The organism is Bradyrhizobium sp. UFLA01-814, from assembly GCF_046718885.1.
GTDB classification, from domain to species: Bacteria; Pseudomonadota; Alphaproteobacteria; order Rhizobiales; family Xanthobacteraceae; genus Bradyrhizobium; species Bradyrhizobium elkanii.
This window is the reverse complement of sequence record NZ_JAQOSR010000014.1, coordinates 34,203-58,649: the sequence shown is the minus strand read 5'-3', so window position 1 is coordinate 58,649 and position 24,447 is coordinate 34,203. Positions and strand designations below refer to the sequence as shown.

The 24,447-nt window shown below is 60.0% G+C and carries 26 protein-coding genes and 1 pseudogene; 12 read left to right on the top strand and 15 right to left on the bottom strand.

Translation table 11 applies throughout. The features are described 5' to 3' along the window. Window positions 1-91 precede the first annotated feature (91 nt). Genes PMN64_RS06975 through madL form a run of 3 tightly spaced genes read right to left on the bottom strand, consistent with a single transcriptional unit; the run spans window position 92 to window position 2,010 of the window. A complete protein-coding gene (locus tag PMN64_RS06975) occupies window positions 92-808 on the bottom strand; it encodes a GntR family transcriptional regulator (protein ID WP_411780183.1) in 717 nt (238 codons plus the stop codon). Next, window positions 809-1,573, bottom strand: coding sequence for a malonate transporter subunit MadM (madM, locus tag PMN64_RS06970; protein ID WP_411780182.1), 765 nt, complete (start codon window positions 1,571-1,573; stop codon window positions 809-811). Next, complete coding sequence (madL, locus tag PMN64_RS06965; protein ID WP_411780181.1) at window positions 1,570-2,010, bottom strand: malonate transporter subunit MadL; 441 nt, start codon at window positions 2,008-2,010, stop codon at window positions 1,570-1,572. The genes madM and madL overlap by 4 nt, the downstream gene beginning before the upstream one ends. A 194-nt stretch (window positions 2,011-2,204) precedes the next feature. On the opposite strand from madL, the gene mdcA reads away from it, so the two are divergent. Genes mdcA through PMN64_RS06930 form a run of 7 tightly spaced genes read left to right on the top strand, consistent with a single transcriptional unit; the run spans window position 2,205 to window position 8,220 of the window. Continuing rightward, window positions 2,205-3,851 carry a malonate decarboxylase subunit alpha gene (gene mdcA, locus PMN64_RS06960; RefSeq protein WP_411780180.1) on the top strand — a complete coding sequence of 549 codons (1,647 nt, stop codon included), beginning with the start codon at window positions 2,205-2,207 and terminating at the stop codon, window positions 3,849-3,851. Between the two features lie 10 nt (window positions 3,852-3,861). Then, on the top strand, window positions 3,862-4,179 hold the full coding sequence (mdcC, locus tag PMN64_RS06955) for a malonate decarboxylase acyl carrier protein (RefSeq protein WP_411780179.1): 318 nt from the start codon (window positions 3,862-3,864) through the stop codon (window positions 4,177-4,179). Beyond that, window positions 4,176-5,090 carry a biotin-independent malonate decarboxylase subunit beta gene (locus PMN64_RS06950; RefSeq protein ID WP_411780178.1) on the top strand — a complete coding sequence of 305 codons (915 nt, stop codon included), beginning with the start codon at window positions 4,176-4,178 and terminating at the stop codon, window positions 5,088-5,090. The genes mdcC and PMN64_RS06950 overlap by 4 nt, the downstream gene beginning before the upstream one ends. Beyond that, window positions 5,077-5,796 (top strand): biotin-independent malonate decarboxylase subunit gamma, encoded by a 720-nt coding sequence (gene mdcE / locus PMN64_RS06945; protein WP_411780177.1) that lies wholly within the window; start codon window positions 5,077-5,079, stop codon window positions 5,794-5,796. Before PMN64_RS06950 ends, mdcE begins: the two co-directional genes overlap by 14 nt. A 10-nt stretch (window positions 5,797-5,806) precedes the next feature. Further along, window positions 5,807-6,454, top strand: a complete 648-nt coding sequence (gene mdcG, locus PMN64_RS06940; protein WP_411780176.1) for a malonate decarboxylase holo-[acyl-carrier-protein] synthase — start codon at window positions 5,807-5,809, stop codon at window positions 6,452-6,454. Continuing rightward, on the top strand, window positions 6,451-7,299 hold the full coding sequence (gene mdcB, locus PMN64_RS06935; RefSeq protein ID WP_411780175.1) for a triphosphoribosyl-dephospho-CoA synthase MdcB: 849 nt from the start codon (window positions 6,451-6,453) through the stop codon (window positions 7,297-7,299). The genes mdcG and mdcB overlap by 4 nt, the downstream gene beginning before the upstream one ends. After that, a complete protein-coding gene (locus PMN64_RS06930; RefSeq protein WP_411780174.1) occupies window positions 7,300-8,220 on the top strand; it encodes an acyltransferase domain-containing protein in 921 nt (306 codons plus the stop codon). 496 nt (window positions 8,221-8,716) lie between these two features. Here PMN64_RS06930 and PMN64_RS06925 read toward each other — a convergent pair whose 3' ends face one another. The 3 genes from PMN64_RS06925 to PMN64_RS06915 form a co-directional block, all read right to left on the bottom strand. Next, entirely contained in the window at window positions 8,717-9,040 is a 324-nt protein-coding gene (locus tag PMN64_RS06925; RefSeq protein ID WP_411780173.1) for a hypothetical protein, read from the bottom strand. Further along, complete coding sequence (locus PMN64_RS06920) at window positions 9,037-9,246, bottom strand: hypothetical protein (RefSeq protein WP_411780172.1); 210 nt, start codon at window positions 9,244-9,246, stop codon at window positions 9,037-9,039. Before PMN64_RS06920 ends, PMN64_RS06925 begins: the two co-directional genes overlap by 4 nt. Window positions 9,247-10,104: 858 nt before the next feature. After that, window positions 10,105-10,308, bottom strand: coding sequence for a cold-shock protein (locus tag PMN64_RS06915; protein ID WP_076865209.1), 204 nt, complete (start codon window positions 10,306-10,308; stop codon window positions 10,105-10,107). A gap of 755 nt (window positions 10,309-11,063) precedes the next feature. Between PMN64_RS06915 and PMN64_RS06910 the strand changes: the two genes are divergently transcribed. Together PMN64_RS06910 and PMN64_RS06905 are read left to right on the top strand one after the other, a co-directional pair. Next, window positions 11,064-11,318: a helix-turn-helix domain-containing protein gene (locus PMN64_RS06910; protein ID WP_411780171.1), complete on the top strand. Its 255-nt coding sequence runs from the start codon at window positions 11,064-11,066 to the stop codon at window positions 11,316-11,318. A 58-nt stretch (window positions 11,319-11,376) separates the two neighbouring features. Beyond that, the gene (locus tag PMN64_RS06905; RefSeq protein WP_411780170.1) at window positions 11,377-11,961 is read left to right on the top strand and encodes a HipA N-terminal domain-containing protein; all 585 of its coding nucleotides are present in this window, start codon (window positions 11,377-11,379) and stop codon (window positions 11,959-11,961) included. Here the strand turns inward: PMN64_RS06905 and PMN64_RS06900 are convergent. Next, on the bottom strand, window positions 11,885-12,799 hold the full coding sequence (locus PMN64_RS06900) for a nucleotidyl transferase AbiEii/AbiGii toxin family protein (RefSeq protein ID WP_411780169.1): 915 nt from the start codon (window positions 12,797-12,799) through the stop codon (window positions 11,885-11,887). The genes PMN64_RS06905 and PMN64_RS06900 overlap by 77 nt on opposite strands. Then, on the bottom strand, window positions 12,786-13,568 hold the full coding sequence (locus PMN64_RS06895; protein WP_411780168.1) for a type IV toxin-antitoxin system AbiEi family antitoxin domain-containing protein: 783 nt from the start codon (window positions 13,566-13,568) through the stop codon (window positions 12,786-12,788). Before PMN64_RS06895 ends, PMN64_RS06900 begins: the two co-directional genes overlap by 14 nt. Before the next feature lie 440 nt (window positions 13,569-14,008). On the opposite strand from PMN64_RS06895, the gene PMN64_RS06890 reads away from it, so the two are divergent. Together PMN64_RS06890 and PMN64_RS06885 are read left to right on the top strand one after the other, a co-directional pair. Continuing rightward, the gene (locus tag PMN64_RS06890; protein WP_411780167.1) at window positions 14,009-14,938 is read left to right on the top strand and encodes a TauD/TfdA dioxygenase family protein; all 930 of its coding nucleotides are present in this window, start codon (window positions 14,009-14,011) and stop codon (window positions 14,936-14,938) included. A gap of 439 nt (window positions 14,939-15,377) precedes the next feature. Next, window positions 15,378-16,025, top strand: a complete 648-nt coding sequence (locus PMN64_RS06885) for a DUF938 domain-containing protein (RefSeq protein WP_411780166.1) — start codon at window positions 15,378-15,380, stop codon at window positions 16,023-16,025. A gap of 310 nt (window positions 16,026-16,335) precedes the next feature. On the opposite strand, the gene cysN is transcribed toward PMN64_RS06885, so the two are convergent. Further along, window positions 16,336-18,225 (bottom strand): sulfate adenylyltransferase subunit CysN, encoded by a 1,890-nt coding sequence (cysN, locus tag PMN64_RS06880; protein WP_411780165.1) that lies wholly within the window; start codon window positions 18,223-18,225, stop codon window positions 16,336-16,338. Further along, on the bottom strand, window positions 18,225-19,124 hold the full coding sequence (gene cysD, locus PMN64_RS06875; RefSeq protein WP_411780164.1) for a sulfate adenylyltransferase subunit CysD: 900 nt from the start codon (window positions 19,122-19,124) through the stop codon (window positions 18,225-18,227). The genes cysN and cysD overlap by 1 nt, the downstream gene beginning before the upstream one ends. A 477-nt stretch (window positions 19,125-19,601) precedes the next feature. Here cysD and PMN64_RS06870 point away from each other — a divergent pair, with 477 nt between their 5' ends. Next, the gene (locus PMN64_RS06870; RefSeq protein ID WP_411780163.1) at window positions 19,602-19,856 is read left to right on the top strand and encodes a hypothetical protein; all 255 of its coding nucleotides are present in this window, start codon (window positions 19,602-19,604) and stop codon (window positions 19,854-19,856) included. A gap of 267 nt (window positions 19,857-20,123) precedes the next feature. Here the strand turns inward: PMN64_RS06870 and PMN64_RS06865 are convergent, their stop codons facing one another. From PMN64_RS06865 to PMN64_RS06845, 5 genes and pseudogenes are all read right to left on the bottom strand, one after another. Beyond that, window positions 20,124-21,284: a sulfotransferase family protein gene (locus tag PMN64_RS06865; RefSeq protein ID WP_411780162.1), complete on the bottom strand. Its 1,161-nt coding sequence runs from the start codon at window positions 21,282-21,284 to the stop codon at window positions 20,124-20,126. 536 nt (window positions 21,285-21,820) lie between these two features. After that, a pseudogene (locus tag PMN64_RS06860) lies at window positions 21,821-22,081 on the bottom strand (transposase); the annotation flags it as partial. 32 nt (window positions 22,082-22,113) lie between these two features. Continuing rightward, entirely contained in the window at window positions 22,114-22,353 is a 240-nt protein-coding gene (locus PMN64_RS06855) for a hypothetical protein (RefSeq protein ID WP_411780161.1), read from the bottom strand. Window positions 22,354-22,783: 430 nt separating this feature from the next. Next, window positions 22,784-22,927, bottom strand: coding sequence for a hypothetical protein (locus tag PMN64_RS06850; protein ID WP_411780160.1), 144 nt, complete (start codon window positions 22,925-22,927; stop codon window positions 22,784-22,786). Window positions 22,928-23,816: 889 nt separating this feature from the next. Continuing rightward, entirely contained in the window at window positions 23,817-24,104 is a 288-nt protein-coding gene (locus tag PMN64_RS06845; protein WP_411780159.1) for a hypothetical protein, read from the bottom strand. Between the last annotated feature and the right edge of the window lie 343 nt (window positions 24,105-24,447).

Here is a 24,447-nt window from a genome sequence, read left to right as displayed (position 1 = left end):
TCCGCGCCGGGTGTGTCCGCGTTACATTGCGGGGCTGATCGGCCCCGCTGCGCCGATCTACTTATTCTTCAGCGACCAAAAAACGCGATTATCAGACGTTGTCGAGCGTCGGGTCGTCGACAGGCCTGAGGCGATCATCGATGTAGCGTCGAAGCGCCGCGGCGGCGTTCAACATGTGCGCACGCATCCTGCGCGATGCTGAATCGCCATCGCCTTCCGCAATCGCCTGCATGATGGCCTCGTGCTCCTCCCGAGACCGGCGAATGCGATCGCCCTGCCGCAATTGAGTACGACGGAAGGCGCTGAGCCGCGAGCGGACGTCTTGCGCTTGCTCGGCCATAAACGAGTTGTGCGTCGCGCGGTAGATACATTCGTGGAACTGCCGGTTGAACGCGTCGTAGGCGTCGACATCATTCGCCTCGACCATCGCCCGCGAGCCCTCGTGGAGCTCGATCAAATGACTGCGCTCGAGCGGCGTCATGCGATAGGTCGCAAGCCTGACGCACATCGCCTCCACCTCGGCGCTGGTCTCGAACATGTCCATGATGCGCTCGGGCGTCATCCGCGCGACGACGAGACCACGACGTCCACGCACTTCGACCAGGCCACTAACCACGAGCTGGCGGAGCGCCTCCCGCACCGGCGTGCGAGAGGCGCCGAAGCGATCGGCAAGCTGCTGTTCTTCCAAGGCCGAACCGGCAATGAGTGCGCCCGACGCGATCTCATCCGTCAGCGCGTTCCGGATCCGATCGGAGAGCAGTCCCCCATCGTCTTCCGTTTCGGCTGCGACCTTGAGCAAACCTGCCATTTAGCCTCCTGTGATCGCACGCACCGCGAAGTAAAGGATAGACGGTGCGGCCAGACATCCCAATCCCGTATGGAATGTCGCGGTCAACGCTCCGTAAGGCACCAGACGCCGATCGGTCGCGGCAAGTCCTCCGGAAACGCCGCTGACCGTGCCCATCAACCCACCGAACACCATCGCACTGCGCGGATTGTTGAGGCCGATCATCTTCGCCACGAACGGCGTACCGATCATCACGATCACCGCCTTGAATACACCGGTCGCAATCGAAAGCGCAATAACCGGTGAGGATGCACCAATTGCTGCCCCCGTGACGGGCCCCACGATGTAGGTGACCGCGCCGGCGCCGATCGTCGTCAATGATTCGGCGTCAGTGTAGCCAAACGCCGCCGCGACGAACACGCCGAGAATGAACGGGACGACGGTTCCCAATCCGAGCGCGACCGCTCCGATCACCCCGGCCTTGCGCGCATGAACGACGTCGACTTCGAAGGCCGTGGCCACAATTGCGAAGTCCCGCAGCATCGCGCCTCCCATCAGGCCGATCCCGGCGAGCGCCGGCAGGTCGGCCACGCCTTTCTCACCGCCGGTGGAAACGCCTCCAAAAAACGCCAGCGCGAGACCCAACATGATTGCGATCGCAGAGCCGTGAACGCGCCCGAAGGTGAAGTATTTCGAGATCGCTCCGGAGATCCACATCAGGATTCCGACAGCGGCGAACGCGGTGAGCAGCGAATTGGCGACGAGAACGTGAGACATCATGTTCATCCGATCCTCCCGGACTTGAAGTGAGGCACAGGCGCGGCGAGCGTCTCGGCCTCTCGCGCCTCGATCTCGTCCATCGTCTCGACACGACCGCTGAGCCGGCCGATCAGGGCCACCATCGCGAAACACACCGCGACTGCACCGATGCCGGCAATGATGACGATCGGACCGCCCTTTGCCGCAGCGACGACGTTCTGCTGCGCCGCCATGGCGACCACGATCGGAATGTAGAAGCTGCCCCAGAACTCGACGCCGGTCTTGAGGCCGTGACTGAGCAGCTTGCGCCGCACCAGCCAGAGCCGGGCCGCGATCAGAAACATCATCGCAATGCCGACGCCGCCGACATTGGCCTTAACGCCGAGGGCAACCCCGAGCAGATCTCCCAGGAAGCCCCCCAACAGCGTGCAGATCGCGAGCAGCGCTACCCCTGAAATCGTCACAGGCGCCTCCCCGCACTGAGCAGGAAGCCAACGTTAGGACTTGGGCGCTTCGTATGCACTTGCATCGAAAATCTCCTCCTGTGTATGCGAATGTCCATCGCTTATGAATTTTCGTATACATTAATTGACAGAAGAAGGCAATACGCATACATTGACGGCCATTGAACCCAATCCGGCATGCCAAGGAGCCCGAAATGACCAATTGGGGTATGCAAAAGGCCGCCCTGGGCGAGCGCCTGGCGGCCGGCCGACGGCACGCCAAGGGAAAGATCGTCCCGATCCCGAGCCTGCCGGAATTTCTGAAGGCGGTGATCAGGTCGGGCGATCGGGTCTGCCTCGAGGGCGACAATCAGAAGCAGGCCGACATCCTAGCCTCGGCGCTCGCGAACCTCGACCCTGCCGATATCAGCGACCTGCACATGGTGCAGTCCGGTGTGGTGCTACCAGCGCATCTCGATGTCTTCGACAAGGGCATCGCACGGCGGCTCGACTTTTCCTATTCAGGCCCCCAGTCGGCCCGCATCGCGCGGATGCTGTTCGGCCGCAAGATCGAGCTCGGCGCCGTCCATACCTATCTCGAGCTGTTCGCCCGCTACTTCATCGATCTCACGCCTAACGTCGCTCTGATCGCGGCGGTGAGCGCCGACAAGGACGGCAACCTCTATACGGGACCGAATACCGAAGACACGCCGACGGTCGTCGAGGCAACCAGCTACAAGAACGGCCTCGTCGTGGCGCAGGTCACCGAGATCGTCGACAAGGTGCCGCGCGTCGATATCCCCGGCGACCTCGTACATTTCGTGGTCGAAGCCGGCCAGCCGTTCTATGTCGAGCCGCTGTTCACCCGCGACCCGGCCGCCATCACCGAGACCCAGATCCTGACGGCAATGCTCGCCATCAAGGGCATCTACGCGCCCTACGGCGTACGCCGGCTCAATCATGGGATCGGCTTCAACACCGCCGCGATCGAACTGCTGCTGCCGACTTATGGCGAGAAGCTCGCCCTCAAGGGCAAGGTCTGCACGCACTTCGCGCTCAATCCGCATCCGACGCTGATTCCGGCGATCGAATCCGGCTGGGTCGACCAGATCCATTGCTTCGGATCGGAAGTCGGCATGGAGGACTACGTCGCCGCGCGCTCGGACGTGTTCTTCACGGGGCCCGACGGCTCGCTGCGATCAAATCGCGCCTTCTGCCAAACGGCAGGCCTGTATGCCTGCGACATGTTCATCGGATCGACGCTCCAGATTGACCTCGAAGGCCATAGCTCGACGGTAACGAACAGCCGCATCGCCGGGTTCGGCGGCGCGCCCAACATGGGATCCGATCCGCGTGGCCGCCGGCACCCGAGCGAGCCCTGGCTCAAGGCCGGTGCCGAGGCCGATCCCGGCTCCGACGCGGCGCTGCGCCGCGGCCGCAAGCTCGTGGTGCAGATCGGCGAGACCTTCGGCGAGCGCAATGCCCCCCTCTTCGTCGAACGGCTCGATGCGCTCGAGCTGGCGCGCGCGCTCGAGCTCGATCTCGCACCGGTGATGGTCTACTCGGACGACGTGACCCACATCGTGACCGAGGAAGGCATCGCCAACCTCCTGATGTGCCGGAACAAGGACGAGCGCGAGCAGGCGATCCGCGGCGTTGCCGGATATACCGACATCGGCCGCGCGCGCGATCCCAAGCTGGTCGAGAGGCTGCGCGAGCGCGGCGTCATCCGGCGGCCCGAAGATCTCGGCATCGATCCACTCGACGCCGATCGCCGCTTGCTGGCGGCGCGCTCGATCAAGGACCTCATGCTGGCATCCGGCGGCCTCTACCGTCCACCCAGCCGCTTCCGCAACTGGTGAGGAGTTTTGCATGGAAAAGCTCAGCTTCAAACTGTCTGCACCGACGCGTGCCGGCGGCACCCGCACGCAGGCGATCGTCGGCGTCGTTGCCTCCGGCAATCTCGAAGTCCTGCTGGAACGCGCCTCGCCGGCGGACCTCTGCACGATCGACATAGCGACCGCAGCTCATGGCTTCGGTGCGGTGTGGGACGCCGTCGTCCGCGACTTCGTCGACCGCCGCTCGGCCGGCGGCTTGCGCATCTCCATCAATGACGGCGGAGCCCGGCCCGACACAGTCGCGCTGCGCCTCGCGCAAGGCATCCGCAAGATCGAGGAGCCGGAACGATGATGACGGTCACAGCCAACACGGAGTCGCTGAGCTGGTACGAGGCGAGCGCCCGGCAGCGCATCGACGCGCTGGTCGATGCCGGCAGCTTTTCCGAGTTCATCGGCCCCGAATTGCGCGAGATGAGTCCGCATCTCGCGATCTTCGACCTGCCGGAGCAGTTCGACGACGGCATCGTGGTCGGCCGGGGCCGCTTGGAAGGAACGCCCGTATTCGTCGCAGCGCAGGAAGGACGCTTCATGGGCGGCGCCTTCGGTGAGGTCCACGGCGCCAAGCTCACCGGCCTGCTGCGCGCAGCGCGCGCGCTTCAGCAGGATGTGCTGATCCTGTTCGACACCGGCGGCGTGCGCCTTCAGGAGGCCAATGCCGGCGAGCTCGCCATCTCTGAAATCATGCGCGCGGTGGTCGAGGCGCGGCGCGCGAGCGTCAATGTGATCGGACTGATCGGGGGACGCGCCGGATGCTATGGCGGCGGCAGCCTGATCGCCGGCACCTGCTCGCGCCTGATCGTGTCGGAGCAGGGGCGGATCAGCGTCAGCGGCCCTGAGGTGATCGAGACCAACAGAGGCATCGAGGAATTTGACTCGCGCGACCGCGCCCTCGTCTGGCGCACGATGGGCGGCAAGCACCGCTACCTGATCGGCGGCGCCGATACGTTCGTTGACGACGAGGCGCTGGCGTTTCGTCAAGCTGCGATCGATGCCCTCGAGATCAAGCGACGTTGCGACGTGGCGGTTCTCGAAGCTGAGCAGAAGCGCCTGGAGCGACGGCTGCAACGTTTCGGCGCGGCCAAGGATGCCGTCGAGATCTGGCAGGCGCTGGGCATCGGCCAACCGGCCGATGTCCCCTCACTTCCGACCGACGCGTTTGTTTGCGCGGCAAACAACAGGGAGAACGCCGATGACGCTCGATGAAATTCTGGCAGGCCTGTTCCCGAACGCCGGCGACATCGACGTCACCGGCGCGGCGATCGCGGGAAGAGCGACCCTTCCCGGTGCGGGTCCGGTCCACGTGCTCGGCATCACGCAGGGACAGCCGCTCGGCGTGGACGAAGCGATAGCGCTCGCAGGGCGCGTGATCGAGATCGTTAGAACAGGCGATCGGGCTCCGATCCTATTTCTGGTGGACTCCGCCAGCCAGCGCATGAGCCGGCGCGACGAATTGCTTGGCCTTAGCGAGTACCTGTCGCATCTCGCCAAGGCTTTGCTGCTTGCGGAAGCGAAAGGGCACCGCACCGTCGGCCTGCTCTATGGCGGCAGCGCAGCCGGGGCGTTCATCGCGACGGCGCTCGCCACCGGCACGCTAGTCGCGCTGCCTGGCGCGCATCCCGCGGTGATGGATCTGCCGTCGATGGCGCGGGTCACCAAACTTCCGATCGACGTCTTGAAAGCGAAGGCAGAAGCCACGCCAGTGTTCGCTCCCGGTCTCGATAACATCGTGCAAACCGGCGGCATTCACGTCGTCTGGGACGAACACGCGCCATTGGCGTCGCAGCTTGCCGCAATACTGGAGCGCCCGCCCGGACTGGACGAGCGCAGCCGGCTCGGCGCCGAGCGCGGCGGACGGCGGAAGGCTGCAGAGATCGCCGATCGGGTCGTCACGCTCGCAGCAGCCTCGTAGGGAGCGCCACTTGGCTGAAGCTTTCGCGCGCCATACCATGTTGAAGGTCTCGTCGGCCGGTTGGACGACCGTGATGGACCGCTATCCCGAACTCGCCGACGAGCCGATCATCGAAGGGTGGACGCGCGCCGACCGCCCCCTCATCGTTCGCCGGCCAGCTTGCAGCGATCCCACCGGCATGATTCCGCTCGGCCTGCCGCTGCCTCCCAGCCATGGCAAGCGGCGCATCGCGGTCGCGATCGCACCTGGCGACATCGTCGCATCCGCTCCGCCGCCACTGCTCGCCGATGCGGCTGCAGCGGCGCCTGCACACTGGCGCGAGACGATCGACCTCCTCCTTCAGCTTGTGCCGGAGACCCGCACTTTCGGCAGCCTGGCGTGGCAGCATATCACGGGGCTGCCCTATCTTTCGGACAGTTCGGACCTCGATCTGCTCTGGCCGCTGTCGTCGGCCAAGCAAGCGAAGACCCTGCCGTCCGATATCGCCCGGATTGCGGACCAGGCGCCAATGCGGCTGGATGGAGAGATCCTCGGCGCGGCTGGCGGAGTGCAATGGCGCGAACTGACCGCCAGTAACGAGCACGAAGTCCTCGTGAAAGGACCCACAGGCGTCCACGGTAGGACGCGCGCAGCGTTTCTCTCCGGCAGGGTATCATGAACCTTGCCCTGAAATGGCAATCGCTGCCGGGACGCGAGCTGCATGCCGAGCAGATCGGCCATCTTGCATCGCTTTGTCTGAGGCTCGAGGTTGAGACCTATCCGAAACCGGGACTCGTCAGCCATATCGACAATGGTTCGCATCACGATATGGACGCCGAACTGCTGTGCCGAAGCGCCGACACCCTCGCCCCGTTCTTCCGCGATCTGGCAGCCACCGGCAGCGAGGGCGCAGGAATGGATCGATTGCGCGCGATCGGGGTGGCGGCGGAGCGCGCCATGTTGGCTGTGACCCGCGGCGTCAACACCCATCGGGGCGCGATTTTCGGGCTGGGCCTGCTCTGCGCCGCAGCCGGGTATCGGAGCACACTCGGTATTCGCAAACCGCTCGGCGAATTGGTGTCGCAACGGTGGGGCGAGGCCATTCTCTCCGGCCCGATATCTCTGCGCAGCCACGGCGCCGTGGCCGCGCGGCGCTACGGCGCTGGTGGCGCCAGGGCAGAAGCAGCCCGTGGCTTCCCGTCCGTGTATGATGTCGCCCTGCCCGCGCTGCACGCGGCGCAAACACTTGCGCCTCATGATGAGGAAGCGGTTCGCGTTCAGACCTGCATGACGCTCATCGCCGAAGTCGCCGACACCAACCTCTTGCACCGGGGCGGTCCTGACGGACTGCGCTTCGCGCATGACAGCGCATCCGAGTTCCTTGCCACGGGTGGCGTGGCATCTCTAGGGTGGCGCGAGCGGGCGATCGAGATCCATCACACATTTATAGCGCGCAATCTGAGCCCCGGTGGCTCGGCCGACTTGCTCGCCATGGCGCTCTTCGTCGATCGGCTGGAGAGCTGAATGCTTGCACTGCTCTGCGGCGGACAAGGCGCCCTGTCGGACAAGACCTTTGATCTGGTCACGCGCCAGCCTGCCGCGGAGCCGGTGTTCGCCGCCGCAACCGGTTGTCTTGGCGAGGATCCGCGGGACGTCGTCAGGACTCGGAGTGCGGAGGAACTGTCCGCCAATCATGTCAGCCAGATCCTGACCGTCACATCGGCTCTCGCGATCCACACCTGCATTGCCGACCTGCTGGCCGATCAGACTGCCGTTACAGGTTACAGCGTTGGCGAGATGGCGGCCTGGAGCATTGCGGGCATATGGACCGCCGACGAAGCGTTGCGACTGACGGAGGTCCGCGCCCGACTGATGGACCGCGAGGCGGGACCGGATGGCCGCCTGGGCTATGTCCGCGGGCTCGACCAGACGGCGCTCCAACCTCTACTTGAAAAACACCGCTGCGAGATCGCAATCAGGAATCCCGACCTTCTCTTCGTGGTCGGTGGCGCAGAGCATGATGTCATCGACCTCTGCCGTGAGGCGGCAACGCAAGGCACGGTCCGCTCCGGTCTTCTCGCGGTCAAGATCGCATCGCACACGCCACTGCTCGACCAGGCTTGCGCGCCCCTGCAACGGGAGCTCGCGGCGAGCAGACGCTCCTCCATCACAAACCAGCGGATCCTGCTCGCCGGCGGTGACGGCGAGCGCATCTTCTCTCCAGCCAGCGCCACATCGAAGCTCGCCTCCCAGGTCGCGCGCCCCATCGACTGGACCGCTACCCTGGAGGCCCTTGCAGAGCTGGGGGTGAGCCGGGTGCTGGACCTGGGGCCAGGACATGCGCTTGCCGAGATGATGCAAGCCTTCCTTTCCTCCGTCCGCTGCTACGCTGCCGACGGATTTCGAACGGTCGACGGCCTGCGAAGCTGGGTTGCCTCTGAATAGCCAAGAGTGCCCGCTTGATTTGCCGCAAAATTTGGATTTACGTCCGGTCAAATCAAAGACTGGGGGCAAGATCATTCGCGCCCCCTAGGGAGCGAGCGTGCCTACTTGACGGTTATCAAGCCAAACTCTCAGGCAGTTCTCGACCTACCTCGAGACGCTTCCAAGAGCACATAGGCGGAATTGCCGTAGTGGTGGAGAGCTCACCCCAACGGGGACGGCCCTCCGTCTCCACCAGATCGCATGCGAGTTGCGGAAATGGTCCTTTGCCAGCCTCGAAAAGCGTCTCCCAGAGAGATCATCTCGGTCAAGCAAATCACCGACGCAGCATAGTTCGATCCTTGACCCATACGTTGTTTGCCGGAGCCCTATCGCCGCGACCGCTAGCGGTTTTGGGTCGTGCGCCAATTCATTTTTCGATACGGATCCGACGCACTCGGCGAGCGACGAGTCCTACTATGCACTCTTAAATGAAGGCCGCGGCCGAGAATATGATCGCTCATGCCGCCGGCGTGATAGCTGTGCCGACGACGTTGCTGCCCTCCTCCAGGAATGGCATGCTGCCCTTTACTCGTGCAGTGGGGGATCGATGAACAGGCTTCAGAAATTCGTTGAGGAAGGCGCTGTCGGCGAAGGGCCGGGTCGCACTGCTTACGTCCTTGATCGGGCAAAGTTGCCCAAGGCGAACACAGGCTTCGAATGGCGCGTCGTCAGCGACTTCCGACCTGGCGAAGCTATATTGGCCGATCAAGGCCTGAAAATCGTATTCCAGCGGGCACTTCAACACGGCTTCGCGGTAGTGTCGCGCGGATAGCGTGCTCACCGGTAACCGCGTGCTAGAACGAACCGGATCGACACGACGGCCGGATCGTTGACCCGCTTGCCGTCTCGATCGGCCTTTTCTGGTTGATCGACGCGTCGTTCGTAGTGAGCGGCCAGCTGTAACAGGCGCTTCTTGATGGTCGGGTCGGCTTGTTCAGCAAGCGCCCGCACGGTCCGCGCCCTCTCTCTGCAAAAGTCGTCGTCCATGGCGTCCCGCTGAAATCAAAGCGGGATAGTGTCAGCTAAGCGTTCGGTGCCTTTATGAAGCAGGTTACACTACCCCACGGATTTTTTGCCCAATTCGCCGGCGCTTTAGAAGCCGGCGCTCGTGTCACCCGATTGCGAACGCGACGCCAAGCCATGCGCCATTTTTGCCAGATGACGTTGCACGAGTGGGTCTTGTTCGGTGGAACTATAAGCGTGAACTGGTCAGGAAGCGACGATTTTGGATTTGCCTTCAACGCCGCACCATCCCCTGTGATGTCTCGCACGACACGGCACAGTGATAGGCCGCCAGCCCTGATCATGGCATTGTCCAGCGATGGATTGCGCGCGGCACTTCGCCTGTCTGGAAACGCAATCATTTCCTAACCCATCAATAACTAATGAAAATCTGATCGATGCCGCGCGAGAAAGATTGCATTTCTACTAACGATTGGAGTGCGCCGCGACCTAGCAGACGCCAGCTCAAAGATGGTGACGCGGCTTCACGCTGTACGCCGTTTGGATCGGTCTTTGCCGCGGCGGCGCCGAGCCTCTGACTGCGGCTTCGGACAAGCCCGCACAGTCTTTCAGGACACGGGGGGGGGCGCGGCGCCTGCCGACGCGTACCGAGGCGCATTTCCAAGCATAGCGATGACCTAGACTGGCCCCAGCGATGGTCGTCGCCCCACGGGCCGCCCCAAATGCCGCGCTCGGCAGTGAATGGCGTTGCAGCAAGACGGTGTTTGTTCTGACAACATGTCGTCCCACGTCTGACGATGTGGCGCGAAAAACCGTCCCCGTAGAATAGGGACGCAAAAACCCGCCAGCGTGAATCGGCGGGTTCACAATCCCAGACTGGCGTTAGCCGACCCGCAGATTTTCTGCGGAGGTCTTGCCGCGGTTTTCCCTCTCTTCGTAGCTTACTTTTGCACCCTCATTCAGGCTGCTCAGTCCGGCTTTTTCGACGGCCGAAATATGTACGAAGACATCCTTGCCACCGTTGTCCGGTTGAATGAATCCGTAACCCTTCGTCGGGTTAAACCACTTCACAGTACCTGTCGCCACAGATAGAACTCCTTTGAGCCAATGTGGCAGCCTAAGTTGATAGCGCTGTGCCCCGCAAGGACAAATCACCGCCGACCGAGCAGTTTCGATGTTGCTGGGAATTTTAATGTCCTGGTTCAGGAATGAACTCCGGCCCCCTCTGAAGCTGTGCGCATTGGTCAAGATTGGACCAATTGCCAAAGCAAGGAAGCCCCATGAAGCCGCTGATCGGAGTTATCGCAGTGCTCTTTACGACCAGCGCGTTTGCGCAAACTGCTCCACCGAGAGCGGCTAAAAGGCCAGTCCAGGCAAGGCCTCAGGCCCATCGGTTGCAAATTAGTTGGCATGGTCAGAGGCACCAAGCTCTGGGCATTTGACTGCGCGGCCGCGGCTGGTGCGCTGGAAACTCCGCCTCCGCCATCCCCGGCTGCACCGCCCCCCAGCGGCATCGGCGCACCCGCGGAGAAGAAGTAATAGGCTCGGGCGACAGGGAGCCGACCGCCTCATCGTCCGCCAGCTCACGCTCGGCTTGCAGCGAGAAATCTAAGTCGCGGCCCGGAGGGCTGTCTGAGCCGCACACCTAGTGCAACAGACTGCTCTCGGCGCCCTGGGCCCCCAGCGCGGCCTTCATCAACGGCGAGCAATTGCTCGCGCCAGTTCGTATACGAGATCGCGTATGCACCAATTTTATACGCAAAGCCGAATAATTAGCTTTATACGCGATCGCGGATATTTCCGTTTCATACGCGAACCCGTATTCTCGTCCGGAGATGCACGTGACCCAACAGATCGCACGAACCGAGAAGCAACTTGGCGCTATCCTGCGCCGAGCTCGCAAGAAAGCCGGACTGACACAAGCTAATCTGGGAAAAAACATCCACCTGCGTCAGGCAACTGTGTCCCGGCTGGAAGGCGGGGCGCCGGCCATTCAGCTTCGTACCGTCATGGAAGCGCTGGCGGCGCTTGATCTCGAGCTTGTGGTCCGCCCGCGGAGCAAAGCCAGCGCAACCGATATCGAGGATATCTTTTGATGGGCCGCCCGAGAGCCAATGCGCCGTTGAACGTATTCGTAAACGGACGCCATGCAGGGTGCTCAATCGCGAGACCAGTGGGGCCGTCGATGTCCGATACGACCGTAACTGGCTTGCCTGGGAGTCAACCTTCCCGATTTCGCTCTCATTGCCGCTTCGTGAGGACCGCTACATCGGCGCTCCCGTGATCAATGTGTTCGGCAATCTTCTGCCGGACAGTGAGCCGATACGAAGACGTGTCGCCGAGGTTGATCGCCTTCATATCCATGGGGTCAATGTTGCGGGTCGCTTCACAGCCGAAGCAGCATTTCGGAAGGGCTTCATCGCCCAGCCGCACATCTTCGCGCGCGAACTCCTTTGCCGAAGCCAAGAGAATGAGCAGTGCGTCCGGCTGCTTTGCTTGCTCCAGAGCCCCCGAAAAAGCGACCCATCCAGGCAATCCCGCATCAGGCCTTCGAAACCCGTTTCGCTTTGTTCGCAACGCTGTCAGCAGGGAGGCGAAGTCGCATCCACCGCGGATACCGAGCGCCTCTTTTTTCGTCCCGTCGGCTTCATGCGAGGCGGATTCAGGCATTGCGCAAAACATGATCGAGCTGCGCGACAAGCTTCGCCCTTTGCTCGGCAGGAATCTTGTCCGAATTGATCTGCTTCCAGCGCACCGCCGGCAGGTCCGCCGCGCCAGGGATGCCCAGCGGGCCCCAATCCGGCTCGCCGCGCTTGAATCCTATAAGAAAATCCTTGTGAGCTTGCGGCATTTTTCCCGCGATTTCGGCGATGAGTGTCTCCCGCGCTTCGAGCAACTCGTCCAGCGTTACTTCATCGGCGGTCATGCCTTCGAAGCCGTGCGTGAATTCGTGCTGGATGTCCTTGCGGCGAGGAACGACGACCTCGGAAATCGGCCTGTCGTGGCTGATGAGATAGACGATGAACGCCTTGCGGAGATCGTCCGTGATGCCCTCGTTGGCCAGCAGATCGCGGACATCGAAGAGGTCGCGCGGATGCTGCCGGTCGAGCGCCGCGACGAGTTTGCCGGCGTATAGATCGGCGAATGAAACGACTTTCATCTGCGCGAAGCCGAAATTTTCTTCGATGCTCGGCGACACATCGCGCAGCTCCGGCTCGAAGACGCGGCCCCTGATAACGGGCGTGACCTCGATCTTGATCTGCGCGTCGCCTTTCTGGACGGTCAGCTTGGTTACGATCTTTTCACGGGTGTTGACGACTTCCGTCACCCGCGCGCCCGGCAATCCTTTCTTGATGGCCGCCGCCATGCGCTTCATCGCCGCATCGATCGCGGCAAGAGACCGCGGAGCCACTGGCAGATAGGTCAGATCGATATCGATCGACAGGCGCGGCATGTCGCGATGGAAGAGATTGATGGCAGTGCCGCCCTTGAGCGCAAAATCGGGCTCCGCCGCGACGAACGGGATCGTCTCGATCAACAAAGCCACTTGATGCCGATATTTCTCAGACAGGGGCATTGAGGTCGTCGGGGATGGTTATGAGATATTTGGTGTCGAGTTTGCCGCCCCTGACGAGCATGCGCTTTCCCGTGCCGAGATTGACTTTGGCCTTGTCGATCTGCTCGAGCCAGGAGTGCTGATGCCGCTCCGCGAACCAGAAGAACAGTCGTTCGACCTTGACGCTTTTGCAGTCGTTCAGAAGCGTTTGCAGCCGCCGGGGACTTAGGCTCCGCAAGCCTTCCGCCAGTGCATCAACCTGATGGAAGCTTTCGTGGCGAGGTAATTCATCGAGCAGTTCAAGGAACGCACGTTCGGGCGTCGATACCGTGAGGGGCCAGTCGAATGGTCCTGGTATTTCCCGCGTCGTACCCGACTTTGATCCGGGCAGGCTCGCGTGCGTTTTGAACAAGCTTTGCGCGCGGTGAACGCGAAATTTCTGTTTGAGCGGGAGTTTGCCGAGCCAGCCGGGAGCAGGCCGCGTTCCGTATAGATGTACGGTCGAAGGACCCGTCTGGCTCAAGTAATGGCCGAGGCCTTGCGCTTCGATGGCGGTACGTCCGCCGACAACGAAGTCGGAGCGGAGCAGGCGCTGGAGTGAAACGACAACGCTTTGCCAAGAGAGTTCGCCGAGTGGGCGCTTGAAGGTTCCCCGTGCCGGTTGAACCAGCCAACCGGCCGACACGTATTGGCTGCGCAAGCTAGTGGAATATCCATGCCGTTCCATCCAAGCAGCATCGACCAAAAGGCCCTGCGGGAGGGCGCTACTGTCCTGCAGGTACCTATTCAACGGCGCTGTTGGCCGAGATTGCTGGCACGTTTCCCGATGGTCCGTAGCGCATTCAACACCGGATAGCCGATCTCTGAAGATCCTGTTGGTACGACTGATCGAGTGCACTGACATCGGCATAAATGTCCTGTCAGGTTTGGAACACAGTGAGCACAAAAGGCGCGAGAATTTTTAAGGCATGGTCAGACGTTTGGCGTGCCTGGCAGCACTGGCATGGTCATTGCTTTCGCCTCAGCAACAGCGATTTAGAGAAGAGCATGCAGACACACGAAACCAGCAATGCTCAATGCGATCCGTGCGTGGGGGATCATGCTTCGCTCGAAGCACACCAACGAGCCGAGTGCAGCAGTTTTCGACAATTTCCAATCTGGCGTTCACCTAATCGCGTCAGCTGAATAACGTTGTTCGACTAAGAACCCCGAAGCTTGGAAGGTGCCACCATGAGCGAAGCAGCTTTGATCGATAGTATCATTCCGTGTAGCGACGTCGTCAAACGCGCCGCGCGCATCGGTGCTGAAATCAGGAATATCAAGCTCTCGGGCGATTTGCCGAGCCACACGATTGCTGCAATCAACAGCTTGCTACTCGTACACAAGGTGATCTTCTTTCGCGATCAGGATCATCTCGACGATCCGGAGCAGGAACGCTTTGCTATTCGTTTGGGAAAGCTTGTACCGCATCCGACGCTCGCTACCACCAAGGGAACGACGTCAATCATCGAGCTCGATTCAGCCCGCGGAGGTAGCCGGGCTGACGTGTGGCACGCCGATGGGACGTTCACTGCTGCCTATCCCAAAATCTCGGTGCTGCGAGCCATTGTGATCCCACCCTTTGGTGGCGATACGGTGTGGTCGAACACCGCGGCCGCTTACCTGGATCTGCCGCTGCCGCTGCAACGGCTTGCCGATGAACTCTGGGCAATTCACACCAACGCCTTCGATTACGCCGGAACGGCTCGTGTCCGCGAAATCGACAAGAAGCATTTTGATGAGGTCTTTACCAGAACCATCTTTGAGACCGAGCATCCCGTCGTGCGCATCCATCCCGAGACCGGCGATCGCGCGCTGGTGCTCGGCGATGTGGTGCAGCGCTTTGTTGACATCCCCAAACGTGATGGCCAGAAGCTGTTCGACCTATTCCAGTCTCATATCACGGCACCCGAAAACACCGTGCGCTGGAACTGGAAGGAGGGCGATGTCGCGATCTGGGACAACCGCGCAACACAGCATTATGCGGTCAATGATTACGGCGACCAGCATCGCGTCATGCGTCGCGCCACGATCGATGGTGATGTGCCCATCAGCGTCGACGGCCGGGCCAGTGTAACGCGCCACAAGATCACCAAGCAGCCACCCATGGAGGTCACCTAGCCCACTCAAATTCACGGTACTAAATCCGCAGACTAAGCGGCGCGCGTGGCGAAGCAAGATTCTACCTTTAGTCGCTGCCGCCCTCGTCGACCGCCTTGGATCAGCCAGTTTGCAACAGACTGAATTCCGCCGCGCGTACGGAGCTTGGCGGCGCAGGAGCCCGTTCGAGAGATGGAGTTTGGTCTGCCCGAGGTCAAGCGGGATCCGGTCTCAGCCGGCAGGTGTGAACGTCGACCACCGGGAAGGGGTTGTCCACCAGACGATTCTCCCATGCTCCATCGCGATACGCTTTCGCTCCGCCTGACAGCGGACGCCGAGGCTCCATAAATCCTCTTCAGGCCGATACCGGTCGAGCAAACCGAGGCTAGCACGCGCCTCCTAATTGCCCTGAACGACGGGTCCGGGCCATGTCTTCGCCATCGAAGCAAGGAGTACGCGATTGTCCGACGACAGACCCATTATCGATCCTTGTCCGCTCAGCCCTTATGTCGCCTGGGCAGGCAACCGCAATAAGGACGCGATCCTAAAAGCGTTCAAAGAACTCTTTCCTACTAGGGGTGACGCCCTTGAAGTAGCGACTGGAGCTGGATTACATATCAACTACCTCGCCCCCCATTTCCCGCACATTCGGTTTCAGCCTTCCGATTGCGATCAAGGTGTCTTCGAGACCATTAGAAGGAAGCGCCTCGAAGGCGATAACAATAACATTGCTGATCCCATTCTGGTCGATCTCACGGTCCCGTCAACTTGGCCAGATGCCCGTGCGCAGCTCTACGACGTCATCTTCGTCATCAACGTCTTCCATGTTGCCCCCGTCTCGATCGCCGACGACATTGCTGCGCTTGGCGCAAAGCTCCTGAAACCAACCGGCTTCATCGCAATCTATGGTCCCTTTAAAATTGACGGGAAATACACCACGTCGTCGAACGAGGCATTCGACAGGGAGATTCGGGCGACCGGCGTGCCCGAATGGGGTCTCAAAGACGTGCGGGATATTGAAAGGGAGGCCCGAAAGCATGGACTGACGCTCAAACGGTTATTGGATTTACCCGCCAGTAATTTCATTCTGCTCTTCGGTAGATCCTGAACGGCGGATCAGATCTCCAGTGTATGGCGCGGCGAGTCCGGCTATTTCGCACTCATGGCGCCTTCCCACACCTACCTAGTGCCAGACGCTTGGCGATGAGTGACTAGCGGCTGAGAATTCGCGACGAGCACAGGGCCTGCGAGGCCAAGGCGTGCCTATCGTGCCGACCAGCTCAATGCCCATGTTGGCGCGCTTCATTGGCAAGGACCACCCTTCTGCTGTCAAGTTCGGTTCAGCAAATCAGCGGCGCCTGTGCGCAAGGCTTGAACGATTGCACTGCTGCCGCGACAATGATGGTAATCGGCAGATGCTAAAGGCTGTCGACGATTGCACGCGCGATCAAGACCTCGATCACGACTTCCGCTAGTTGCTCCGGCGTCTTATCTGTTGTCCCCAGATGAATTTCGGGTCTTAGCGGTGTTTCGTAGGGCGCATCGATGCCGGTGACATTTTTGATCTCTCCAGACTTCGCTCTGGCATAGAGCCCCTTGGGATCGCGCCGCGCGCATTCTCCGATAGGCGTGTCAACAAAGATCTCGAGGAACTCCTCCTTACCAACCAGGTTGCGCACCATGTCTCGCTGGGCCATGTAGGGCGAGATGAACGAGCAAATCACGATAAGGCCGCTGTCCACCATCAACTTGGCGACTTCACCGACCCGTCGAATATTTTCGACGCGGTCAGCCTCGCTGAAGCCGAGGTCCGCGCTTAGTCCGTGCCGCACGTTGTCGCCATCGAGCAGCATGGTGTGGTACGCCATAGTAAACAGCTTTTGGTCGACTATGTTGGCTATTGTCGACTTTCCCGAGCCGGATAGGCCCGTGAACCAGATGATGCAAGCCTTTTGATTTTTGAGTGCGGCGCGCTCGTTCCTGCTCACTGAAAGGGGGTGCCAAGCGATATTGGTGGCCCGCCGCAGAGGATATGCAATCATCCCGGCGCCGATCGTCCGATTCGTATAGCGGTCAATGACGATGAACGAGCCGGTCTCGCGATTGATCTCGTAAGGATCGAACGCTATCGGCAGCGCCGTTGAAACTTGGCAGAAGCCGATCTCGTTCAGGCCAAGCGTTTTAGCTGTGAGATGCTCACCGGTGTTGACGTCGATCCGATGCCTGATTGCCGTTATACTTCCTGCGGGTACAGTCTGCGTTCCAATGCGCAGGATGTACTTGCGTTCGGCAACGAGGGGGTCCTCGTCCATCCAGATCAGATGCGCGGCGAACTGGTCGGAGACCTCTGGCGGCTCCGTCGAGCGCGCCAGGAGAGCGCCACGGCTGATATCGAGCTCGTCTTCGAGCGAAATGGTGATGGCATCGCCCGCCTCAGCGCGGGTAAGGTCGCCGTCATGGGTCACGATCCGCTTGATGCGCGTGGTCTGTCCAGACGTTGCGACAACGACCTCGTCCCCTGCCGAGATACTACCGGTAACAACCGATCCGGCATAGCCCCGGAAGTCCAAATTGGGCCGGTTCACCCACTGGACCGGAAAGCGGAAAGGCTGGATCACGGCGTTAGACTGGATATCGATGCTCTCCAAGTAATCGAGCACGCAGGGACCATCATACCACTGAATGTTACCAGAGCGGCTAGCGACGTTGTCGCCGTAGCGGGCGGAGATCGGAATCGGAATGATCGAGGTAAAGCGAAGACCGGCAGCAAAGGCGATATAGTCCTCGACGATCCGGTCGAAAATCTCCTTCTTGTACTTGATGAGGTCGATCTTGTTCACAGCCAGCACGATATTACGGATACCGAGCAGCGAACAAATGAAAGAGTGACGCTTGGTCTGCACCAGCACGCCCTTGCGGGCGTCAACTAGGATAATGGCGAGTTGGGCGTTCGAGGCACCGGTTACCATGTTACGGGTGTATTGCTCGTGGCCGGGCGTATCGAGCACCATGAACGAGCGGCGCGGCGTGGTAAAGAAGCGATGGGCCACGTCGATCGTGATGCCTTGCTCTCGCTCTGCCTCGAGCCCGTCGACTAGCAACGCAAAATCGACGTCATTACCGTTCGTGCCGTGCTTGGCGCTATCGTGTGCCAGCGCCGTCAGCTGATCCTCGTAAATCATTTTGCTGTCATGCAGCAGCCGGCCAATCAGCGTCGATTTTCCGTCGTCCACCGAACCGCAAGTGATGAAACGGAGCTGGTCCTTTGTTCTGGCCTGGACTAGTTCGACAGCCGCTTTGGATGCCATCAGAAGTAGCCTTCCCGCTTCTTCTTCTCCATCGAAGCGGCTTCATCACTATCAATCAAGCGTCCCTGGCGTTCAGATACCGTCGCAGTCCGCATCTCAGCGACGATGTCCTCGATCGTGGCAGCGTTGGAGTTGATGGCCCCACTCAATGGATAGCACCCCAGGGTTCGAAAGCGAATCATCCGCATCTGCGGCGTTTCGTCGGACCTGAGCGGCAGTCGCTTGTCGTCAACCATAATGGTTGCGCCATTTCGGAGGACCACAGGCCTCTGCTTTGCAAGGTAGAGTGGGACGACCGGGATCTTCTCGAGCATGATGTATTCCCAGACATCGAGCTCGGTCCAGTTCGACATAGCGAACACGCGCATGGTTTCGCCTTGGCGGATTCGCGTATTGAACAGATTCCATAGCTCCGGCCGCTGATCCCGCGGATCCCACACATGGCCGGCCGTACGGAAGGAGAAGATCCTTTCTTTCGCACGGCTCCTTTCCTCGTCACGTCGCGCCCCACCGAAGGCGGCGTCGAACCGATAGAGGTCGAGTGCCTGTTTCAGAGAGTCGGTCTTCATCACCTGCGTATGAAGAAGTGAACCGGAATCGACTGGATTGATCCCGCGCTCGATGCCTTCCCTGTTCACATGCACGATCAGGTCCACGTTGAGCCGCTTGGCTGTTTCATCCCGGAAGCTGATCATCTCGCGGAACTTCCACGTCGTGTCGACGTGAAGCAAGGGAAAGGGCAACTTGGCCGGGAAGAACGCCTTCATTGCAATGTGCAGCATGACGCTTGAGTCTTTTCCGATCGAATAGAGCATGACCGGCTTTCTAAACTCGGCGACTACGTCACGCATTATCGCGATCGATTCAGCTTCGAGGCGACGCAGATGTTTGGGCAACATGTTCTTCGATGCACATTCTGTTTGAGTTCGTCAGGTGCCGCTTGATGCAGGCATCTCCTGATCGACGAAGTGACCTTGAGGTGCGAGGTTTGCCATGGCTTGTCAACAATCTAGACGCACGCTGCGATCAGCACCGCAATGAAAGTGCAGCCAGCCCACAAGGATTGGCAGCATCGTTCTGGCGCATGACGGCCTGGCTCGACACGCAGCTTGCCCCGCTCCGCTGCGATGAGGTTGCTCGTTCATGAAGGCGTTGAGCGACCGCGACGATCTCAATCATGGACATGCCAAAGGATGATCAAGACTCATCCAGATCAAGAATGTGTTTTATCAAGACAATCGATTTTACCAGCTTTGGCGAATAACGGATAGTAAACGTTGGTTTGGACGACTCAGGAATGTCCGAATGATCGCCCTTCACTCTGACGATTTCGAAAAGAATTCCCTAGTGTATATCGAGCATCACTAGAAGGCGCGATGTTGGCGTTCATCTTGGCAAGCGGTATCTGCGGATTGCTGCTGGGACGCTATTTCAAAGTCTATGTATGCTTCCCTACAATCCTGATTTTGATCCCGGCAGCCTATTTTGTCGGGCACGGTCTGACGGGCGCAATTCTGGCCTTCGTCTCAAGTTCCACTGCTATGCAGTTGTGTTATTTGATTGGCGCGGCGAGCGACCTCATCATTGACCGTTTCCGGTCTCAAAGGTCTCGAACTGAAGATTTGATCTAACAAGTGCAAGCGTCCCGCCCGGCAGCCGGATTCTCGTGGTGGGACGCCTGCCTTTGCGGCATAGCGTCTGGAAATACACCGCATCGGCCCAGCTAACCGTAAGAACTGAAAAGGAGGCCCCACTACAGACGTTCCGGTTCGGATGGAGACTCGAGCCGCACGCCTATTGCGGCCACATTCTTCAGCGTAGCAGCAGCGCCCCAGCTCGACCGAGGCCTGCTCAAGCCGCACAATGTCACCAGCGACGTTGAGACGTTCGTCACGCGATTAGTGTCCAAGACCGCCTTTCGCAGCTGTCAATGCCTGCTCCAACTGTGCCGCCATGGAGTTCATCAACCGCAAATGCTCTTCCGTCTTCTCAGTCAGTCGTTGCGCCTCGGAAACTGAGGAGCTGCCTTCAGCTTGTCGGGCAATGCCATTTAGCTCACGCGCGTGAGTGGTGACGCCGAACGACGAGCCTCCCGTACCGCCGCGCAGATCCCAGCAGGTTCGAAATAGTTGACGATACGCCTCGGTTACCGCCGGCCCCCGATCGACAGTCCCGACTTGCTGTGCGTACCGAAGGTCCTGCTCATAACCGAGCTCTATCAAGAGCTCGGTGCCGATCAGATCGGTTACCACCTGCATCTCTTCGGTGCTCAATGCGGTTCGCCAAGCCTGGACCGACCGATCATCGATTGTCTTTTTCTCGAATATCTTTCGATCCCCAAAAGTACTCGACCGGAAAACGTCAGCTCGCTCCACTGTCGCCGATGTCACGTCCGCAGGATCATAGCCTAGTCCTGCGATAACACGCCGGATTTCCTCGTCGGGGTGCACCACTAGCATTTCGTACTGCACCACTTGCGTCTGCCGGCGGCCACGCAGCGCAGCGAGCGTCGGCAAGCCCAGAACGAGATCAGCCAGGCAGGATACGACGGCAGGCGTAGGCAAGTCCCGCGCGAGATCGGTGAGACAGGATGCGATGGCAGACGGGCAGCCTGCAGATACGAGCGAAATGTCCCACGTCGATTTCAGTGATGCGGCAATCGCGTAGGGATTGCGCGTTATGAGGATTCGTGGCGCTTCCGGGTAAAGCGAATCCAGGAAATCGAGCACCATCCAATAGCGCGGAGTCTTGTCTATGAACGTGCGCTTGCCCGCAGCTGCCAAATATTGGCCATAAGCGGCATCGGCAAGAGCCCGGCTAACGACAGCGCGATCTATCCGGTCCAGGAATTCGGAAGTGGCGGCCCCGACCAGTGAGCTTCCCGCCGGGTGTCGATGGTCCACCGTGCCAAATGCCTCAAGTGCCAGCATCAGCCAGGGCTCAGGCGGAGACATAATATCTGGATGTCGCTGGAGCAGATGCGCCAGCAGCGTCGTGCCCGACCGAGGAAGGCCAAGAAGAAAGCCGACCGTAGGCGAATGGCTAAGATCCCTACTCATGATACTAGGCCCCTTTGCCTGCACTAGGTGATTAGCTGCCCGAGGGACATCACTCGAAGAAACACGGCAGCGCCGTTCCTCCCGCCATCGAAGGGCTTCACCTGCACCTTGTGGCTGCAAAATGAAATTCGACCCACTTGCTCACAAAAGCTTTTGACGCTGCGGTTTGCGCTCCAGATTACAAGTGGAGTTGAGGGCTGGCTCAATTTGTACGAAGATAGGCGATCATTATAGAAAGGCTTGCGGGCACTATACGAAGGTTTGCCGGAGCATACGTCATTACCATATAGGCGCACGTTCTGGTGACCTCACGAGCCGATCGAGCGCAGGGTTGAATGTCCTAACGAAGCAGCAGGCGTCGTACAGAACCGACATATCGCACTGGTCACGCAGAGGCACTCACTTGGGTTGCGCGCCGACCAACCAAATACTGACGCAAGGCAAATGGTCAAAGTCCGCTCTATCAACAACGACGAGTGCGCCGCGAAGGCGGTCCCGAAAGCCGGCGCGCCGGTCCGCTTTCGCCGCAGTCACCATTTCTTTTCCAACAGGTCCTTCAGCGCCGCATACTCCAGCATGGCATCGGCCAGCAGCCGCCTCAACCGCGTATTTTCATCCTCCAGCTTCTTCAACCGCTTGGCTTCTGACATTTCAATCCCACCGAACTTCGCCTTCCATTTGTAGATGCTGACATCGCTGATACCGTGCTTGCGGCATAGATCAGCGACCGAAACGCCGCCCTCGTGCTCCTTCAATATTTCGAAGATCTGCTCTTCCGAAAAGCGGCTGCGCTTCATGCTCTGGTGCTCGTCTTGGGCCAAAACGAACTTCATAGTGGATCAAGCCCACGCAGTGCGCGGGTCGTCGGATTGATAATCCGAGTACAAGTGAAATCATGAGCCTCTTCGCTGCAGACCTCAGCAATATGGTTTAGGTCGCCGTCGCCTCGTAAGTCGAATTCTGGTATATCGGCAGGACAGATGACGATAGAATGGCTTCCATTCCAAAGTCTCACCTTGATTAAGAACGAAATTGGACCAAGCGTCGGCAATGAGCGCTGCTTGGTCACCCCATCCTCCCGTATAGTTGCATCCATCCGCGAATCTGGCGCACGGCCGCGCGGCGGGTTCCTGACACTTGACATTACATTGAGATCCTTTGAGGCTTCCGCGCCACGGAGATCATGACGGACGCTCAGGTTAGCGGCGGCGTCACCTTTCACGTCATAAACGAAACCGATCAGACAATCTGCTTAGGTTTGGTCGCGCCTTGCAGCCAGATGCAGTTCGCCGACGGTCCGGCGGGCATCGCGTGTGGATACTGAGCCGCGACTTTACAAGAGCCCCTGATGAAACCACTCATTTAACTGAGCCTAAGACTTCGGACATTCGTACTCTTTTGCTGCTCGTTGGCCGCCGGCTCGAGAGCCTACAACTTGACGCTACGTGCGATTCAACCCTTTTGAGACCTTCTCGCGTACATATCTCTAAATTCGCCTGTCATATGCGGCCGGGCAGCTTGCTCACGCCTAACATTGCCGGACGTCCAGACCGGATGCCGAGTTCCCTCGTCTTGTCGGCGAGGTTGTCCTGGATTCCGGTATCGAGGAACTGCGCGATGCCGATCGGCATGACTGCCAGCATGGCATGTCCTGATTGAACGGAGGGGCGTTGGTATACCCGGTCGGTTTGGAGGCAATCTGCGGCATCCCTCATTTTGGAGCGCTCGATTGAGCGCTTTTCAGCGAGGCGAGCCGTGAAGCAGAATCACGTCGTAATGTTTCGCGTCGACCTTGTCGAACCGATCCCGGATGGCGAAACGTTGTTGAAGTCGAGTCCGCCCGTGAGCGCGATCTTTGGGTCTGACGGCAGCATCACCTCGGCCTCGGCGCGGGGCCTCACGACGAGAAGTCTCGCGAAGATCATAGCTGCACTGAACGTCGGTGATTGACTACGGCCTCCGCAGCGGGTTTGCTCAAGGCCCCCCTAGTCTTCGGCTCTCAATCAGCATCGCTTGTTGGCATAGCCATGCAGCCGAAACCGGCCGGGGGTCCCGATCGCGCCTTGATGGTGCGCGAGGGATCGACGCCGGAGACAACCGAGACGCTGCGCGGCTCGGTTCGACAAGAGCCCGGTGCGGCGCCAGGCGCACGCGCAAAAGAGCATCAACTGAAGCAGCTCAAGCTCGTGGAAGCTGGACCTCATCTCTGGTCTTTGCCAGAGCATCGTAGATTCTGATCTGAAGCATAGGAAAGCGCTTCTTTAGCTCTTCCGCTCCTGCCCAAGCTGCATCTCTGCTCGCAAATTCGGTTTTCAATCGGCCATCGACCTCGAGCGCATAGCCAGAAGCGGGCAGTCCACGTGTGGGGGCGACCATTTTGTTCCTTTCGCAGGTTAGTCTGATCGATGACCACTGCTTAACCTGAGTCGCCCGGACCGAGCCAGCAAGTCGGAGACTGGCATCTTCTGCAAGGTCGGAGATGCAGGGGAATGCCGATGTCGGAAGTCCGGTCACAATTCGTACAGACACCGCCTAGAAACCATTTGCGCCGACCGAATAGTAGACGAGCTGAGGCTTGCCGTTGGCGCTTTTAGCGGCGCAGAACGCCCGCATCCGTCGGACGATTGCATTGCTATCGACGCTGGTGCCCTCGAGAAAGACTACGGGGCGCTTTTGCCTTTGGTCAGCCCCTGTAAGGTTCGGCTGAGTGCCACCCTTCTCGAAAGGATGACTAATCACCACGACGAACCAACGTGTGCAAGGTTGAGCTACATCAACGGTGTCGACCTCCCGATGTGCGACGATCGGGCCGTCGCTCATCAAGCAATCTGAACCGCATGCGTCGAGCATTCACCTCATGGCTTCGCCGGCCAGCCCTTTTGGGATGGCGGGATATCGCGTCGGCACCATTCGATTGCGCGATCGAGCTTGCCGTGATCGATGACAAGCAACGTCCGCTGGGCTGCCCCTGCATTCGCCGCGCGGATGGGTGGCTCGATTTAGACACGATACAACCCGTAGCAGCAGAGCCGACGCACTGGCGCTACTGGCAGCCAGACGTGCTGCCGAAGAGCTGCTGCTGACCGTGGCGCGGATCGACCCATCAGCAGGTTAGCCTCTCTTGGTCTTGCGACGCTGACCATCGCATCCGCGGTTTTACTGG

Coding starts and splice junctions, on each gene's coding strand:
- PMN64_RS06975 (WP_411780183.1), bottom strand. CDS start 808: ATGGCAGGTTTGCTCAAGGTCGCAGCCGAAACGGAAGACGATGGGGGA.
- madM (WP_411780182.1), bottom strand. CDS start 1,573: ATGAACATGATGTCTCACGTTCTCGTCGCCAATTCGCTGCTCACCGCG.
- mdcA (WP_411780180.1), top strand. CDS start 2,205: ATGACCAATTGGGGTATGCAAAAGGCCGCCCTGGGCGAGCGCCTGGCG.
- mdcC (WP_411780179.1), top strand. CDS start 3,862: ATGGAAAAGCTCAGCTTCAAACTGTCTGCACCGACGCGTGCCGGCGGC.
- PMN64_RS06950 (WP_411780178.1), top strand. CDS start 4,176: ATGATGACGGTCACAGCCAACACGGAGTCGCTGAGCTGGTACGAGGCG.
- mdcE (WP_411780177.1), top strand. CDS start 5,077: ATGACGCTCGATGAAATTCTGGCAGGCCTGTTCCCGAACGCCGGCGAC.
- mdcB (WP_411780175.1), top strand. CDS start 6,451: ATGAACCTTGCCCTGAAATGGCAATCGCTGCCGGGACGCGAGCTGCAT.
- PMN64_RS06930 (WP_411780174.1), top strand. CDS start 7,300: ATGCTTGCACTGCTCTGCGGCGGACAAGGCGCCCTGTCGGACAAGACC.
- PMN64_RS06920 (WP_411780172.1), bottom strand. CDS start 9,246: ATGGACGACGACTTTTGCAGAGAGAGGGCGCGGACCGTGCGGGCGCTT.
- PMN64_RS06900 (WP_411780169.1), bottom strand. CDS start 12,799: ATGCCCCTGTCTGAGAAATATCGGCATCAAGTGGCTTTGTTGATCGAG.
- PMN64_RS06890 (WP_411780167.1), top strand. CDS start 14,009: ATGAGCGAAGCAGCTTTGATCGATAGTATCATTCCGTGTAGCGACGTC.
- cysN (WP_411780165.1), bottom strand. CDS start 18,225: ATGGCATCCAAAGCGGCTGTCGAACTAGTCCAGGCCAGAACAAAGGAC.
- cysD (WP_411780164.1), bottom strand. CDS start 19,124: ATGTTGCCCAAACATCTGCGTCGCCTCGAAGCTGAATCGATCGCGATA.
- PMN64_RS06870 (WP_411780163.1), top strand. CDS start 19,602: ATGTTGGCGTTCATCTTGGCAAGCGGTATCTGCGGATTGCTGCTGGGA.
- PMN64_RS06865 (WP_411780162.1), bottom strand. CDS start 21,284: ATGAGTAGGGATCTTAGCCATTCGCCTACGGTCGGCTTTCTTCTTGGC.
- PMN64_RS06850 (WP_411780160.1), bottom strand. CDS start 22,927: ATGCTGGCAGTCATGCCGATCGGCATCGCGCAGTTCCTCGATACCGGA.
- PMN64_RS06845 (WP_411780159.1), bottom strand. CDS start 24,104: ATGAGCGACGGCCCGATCGTCGCACATCGGGAGGTCGACACCGTTGAT.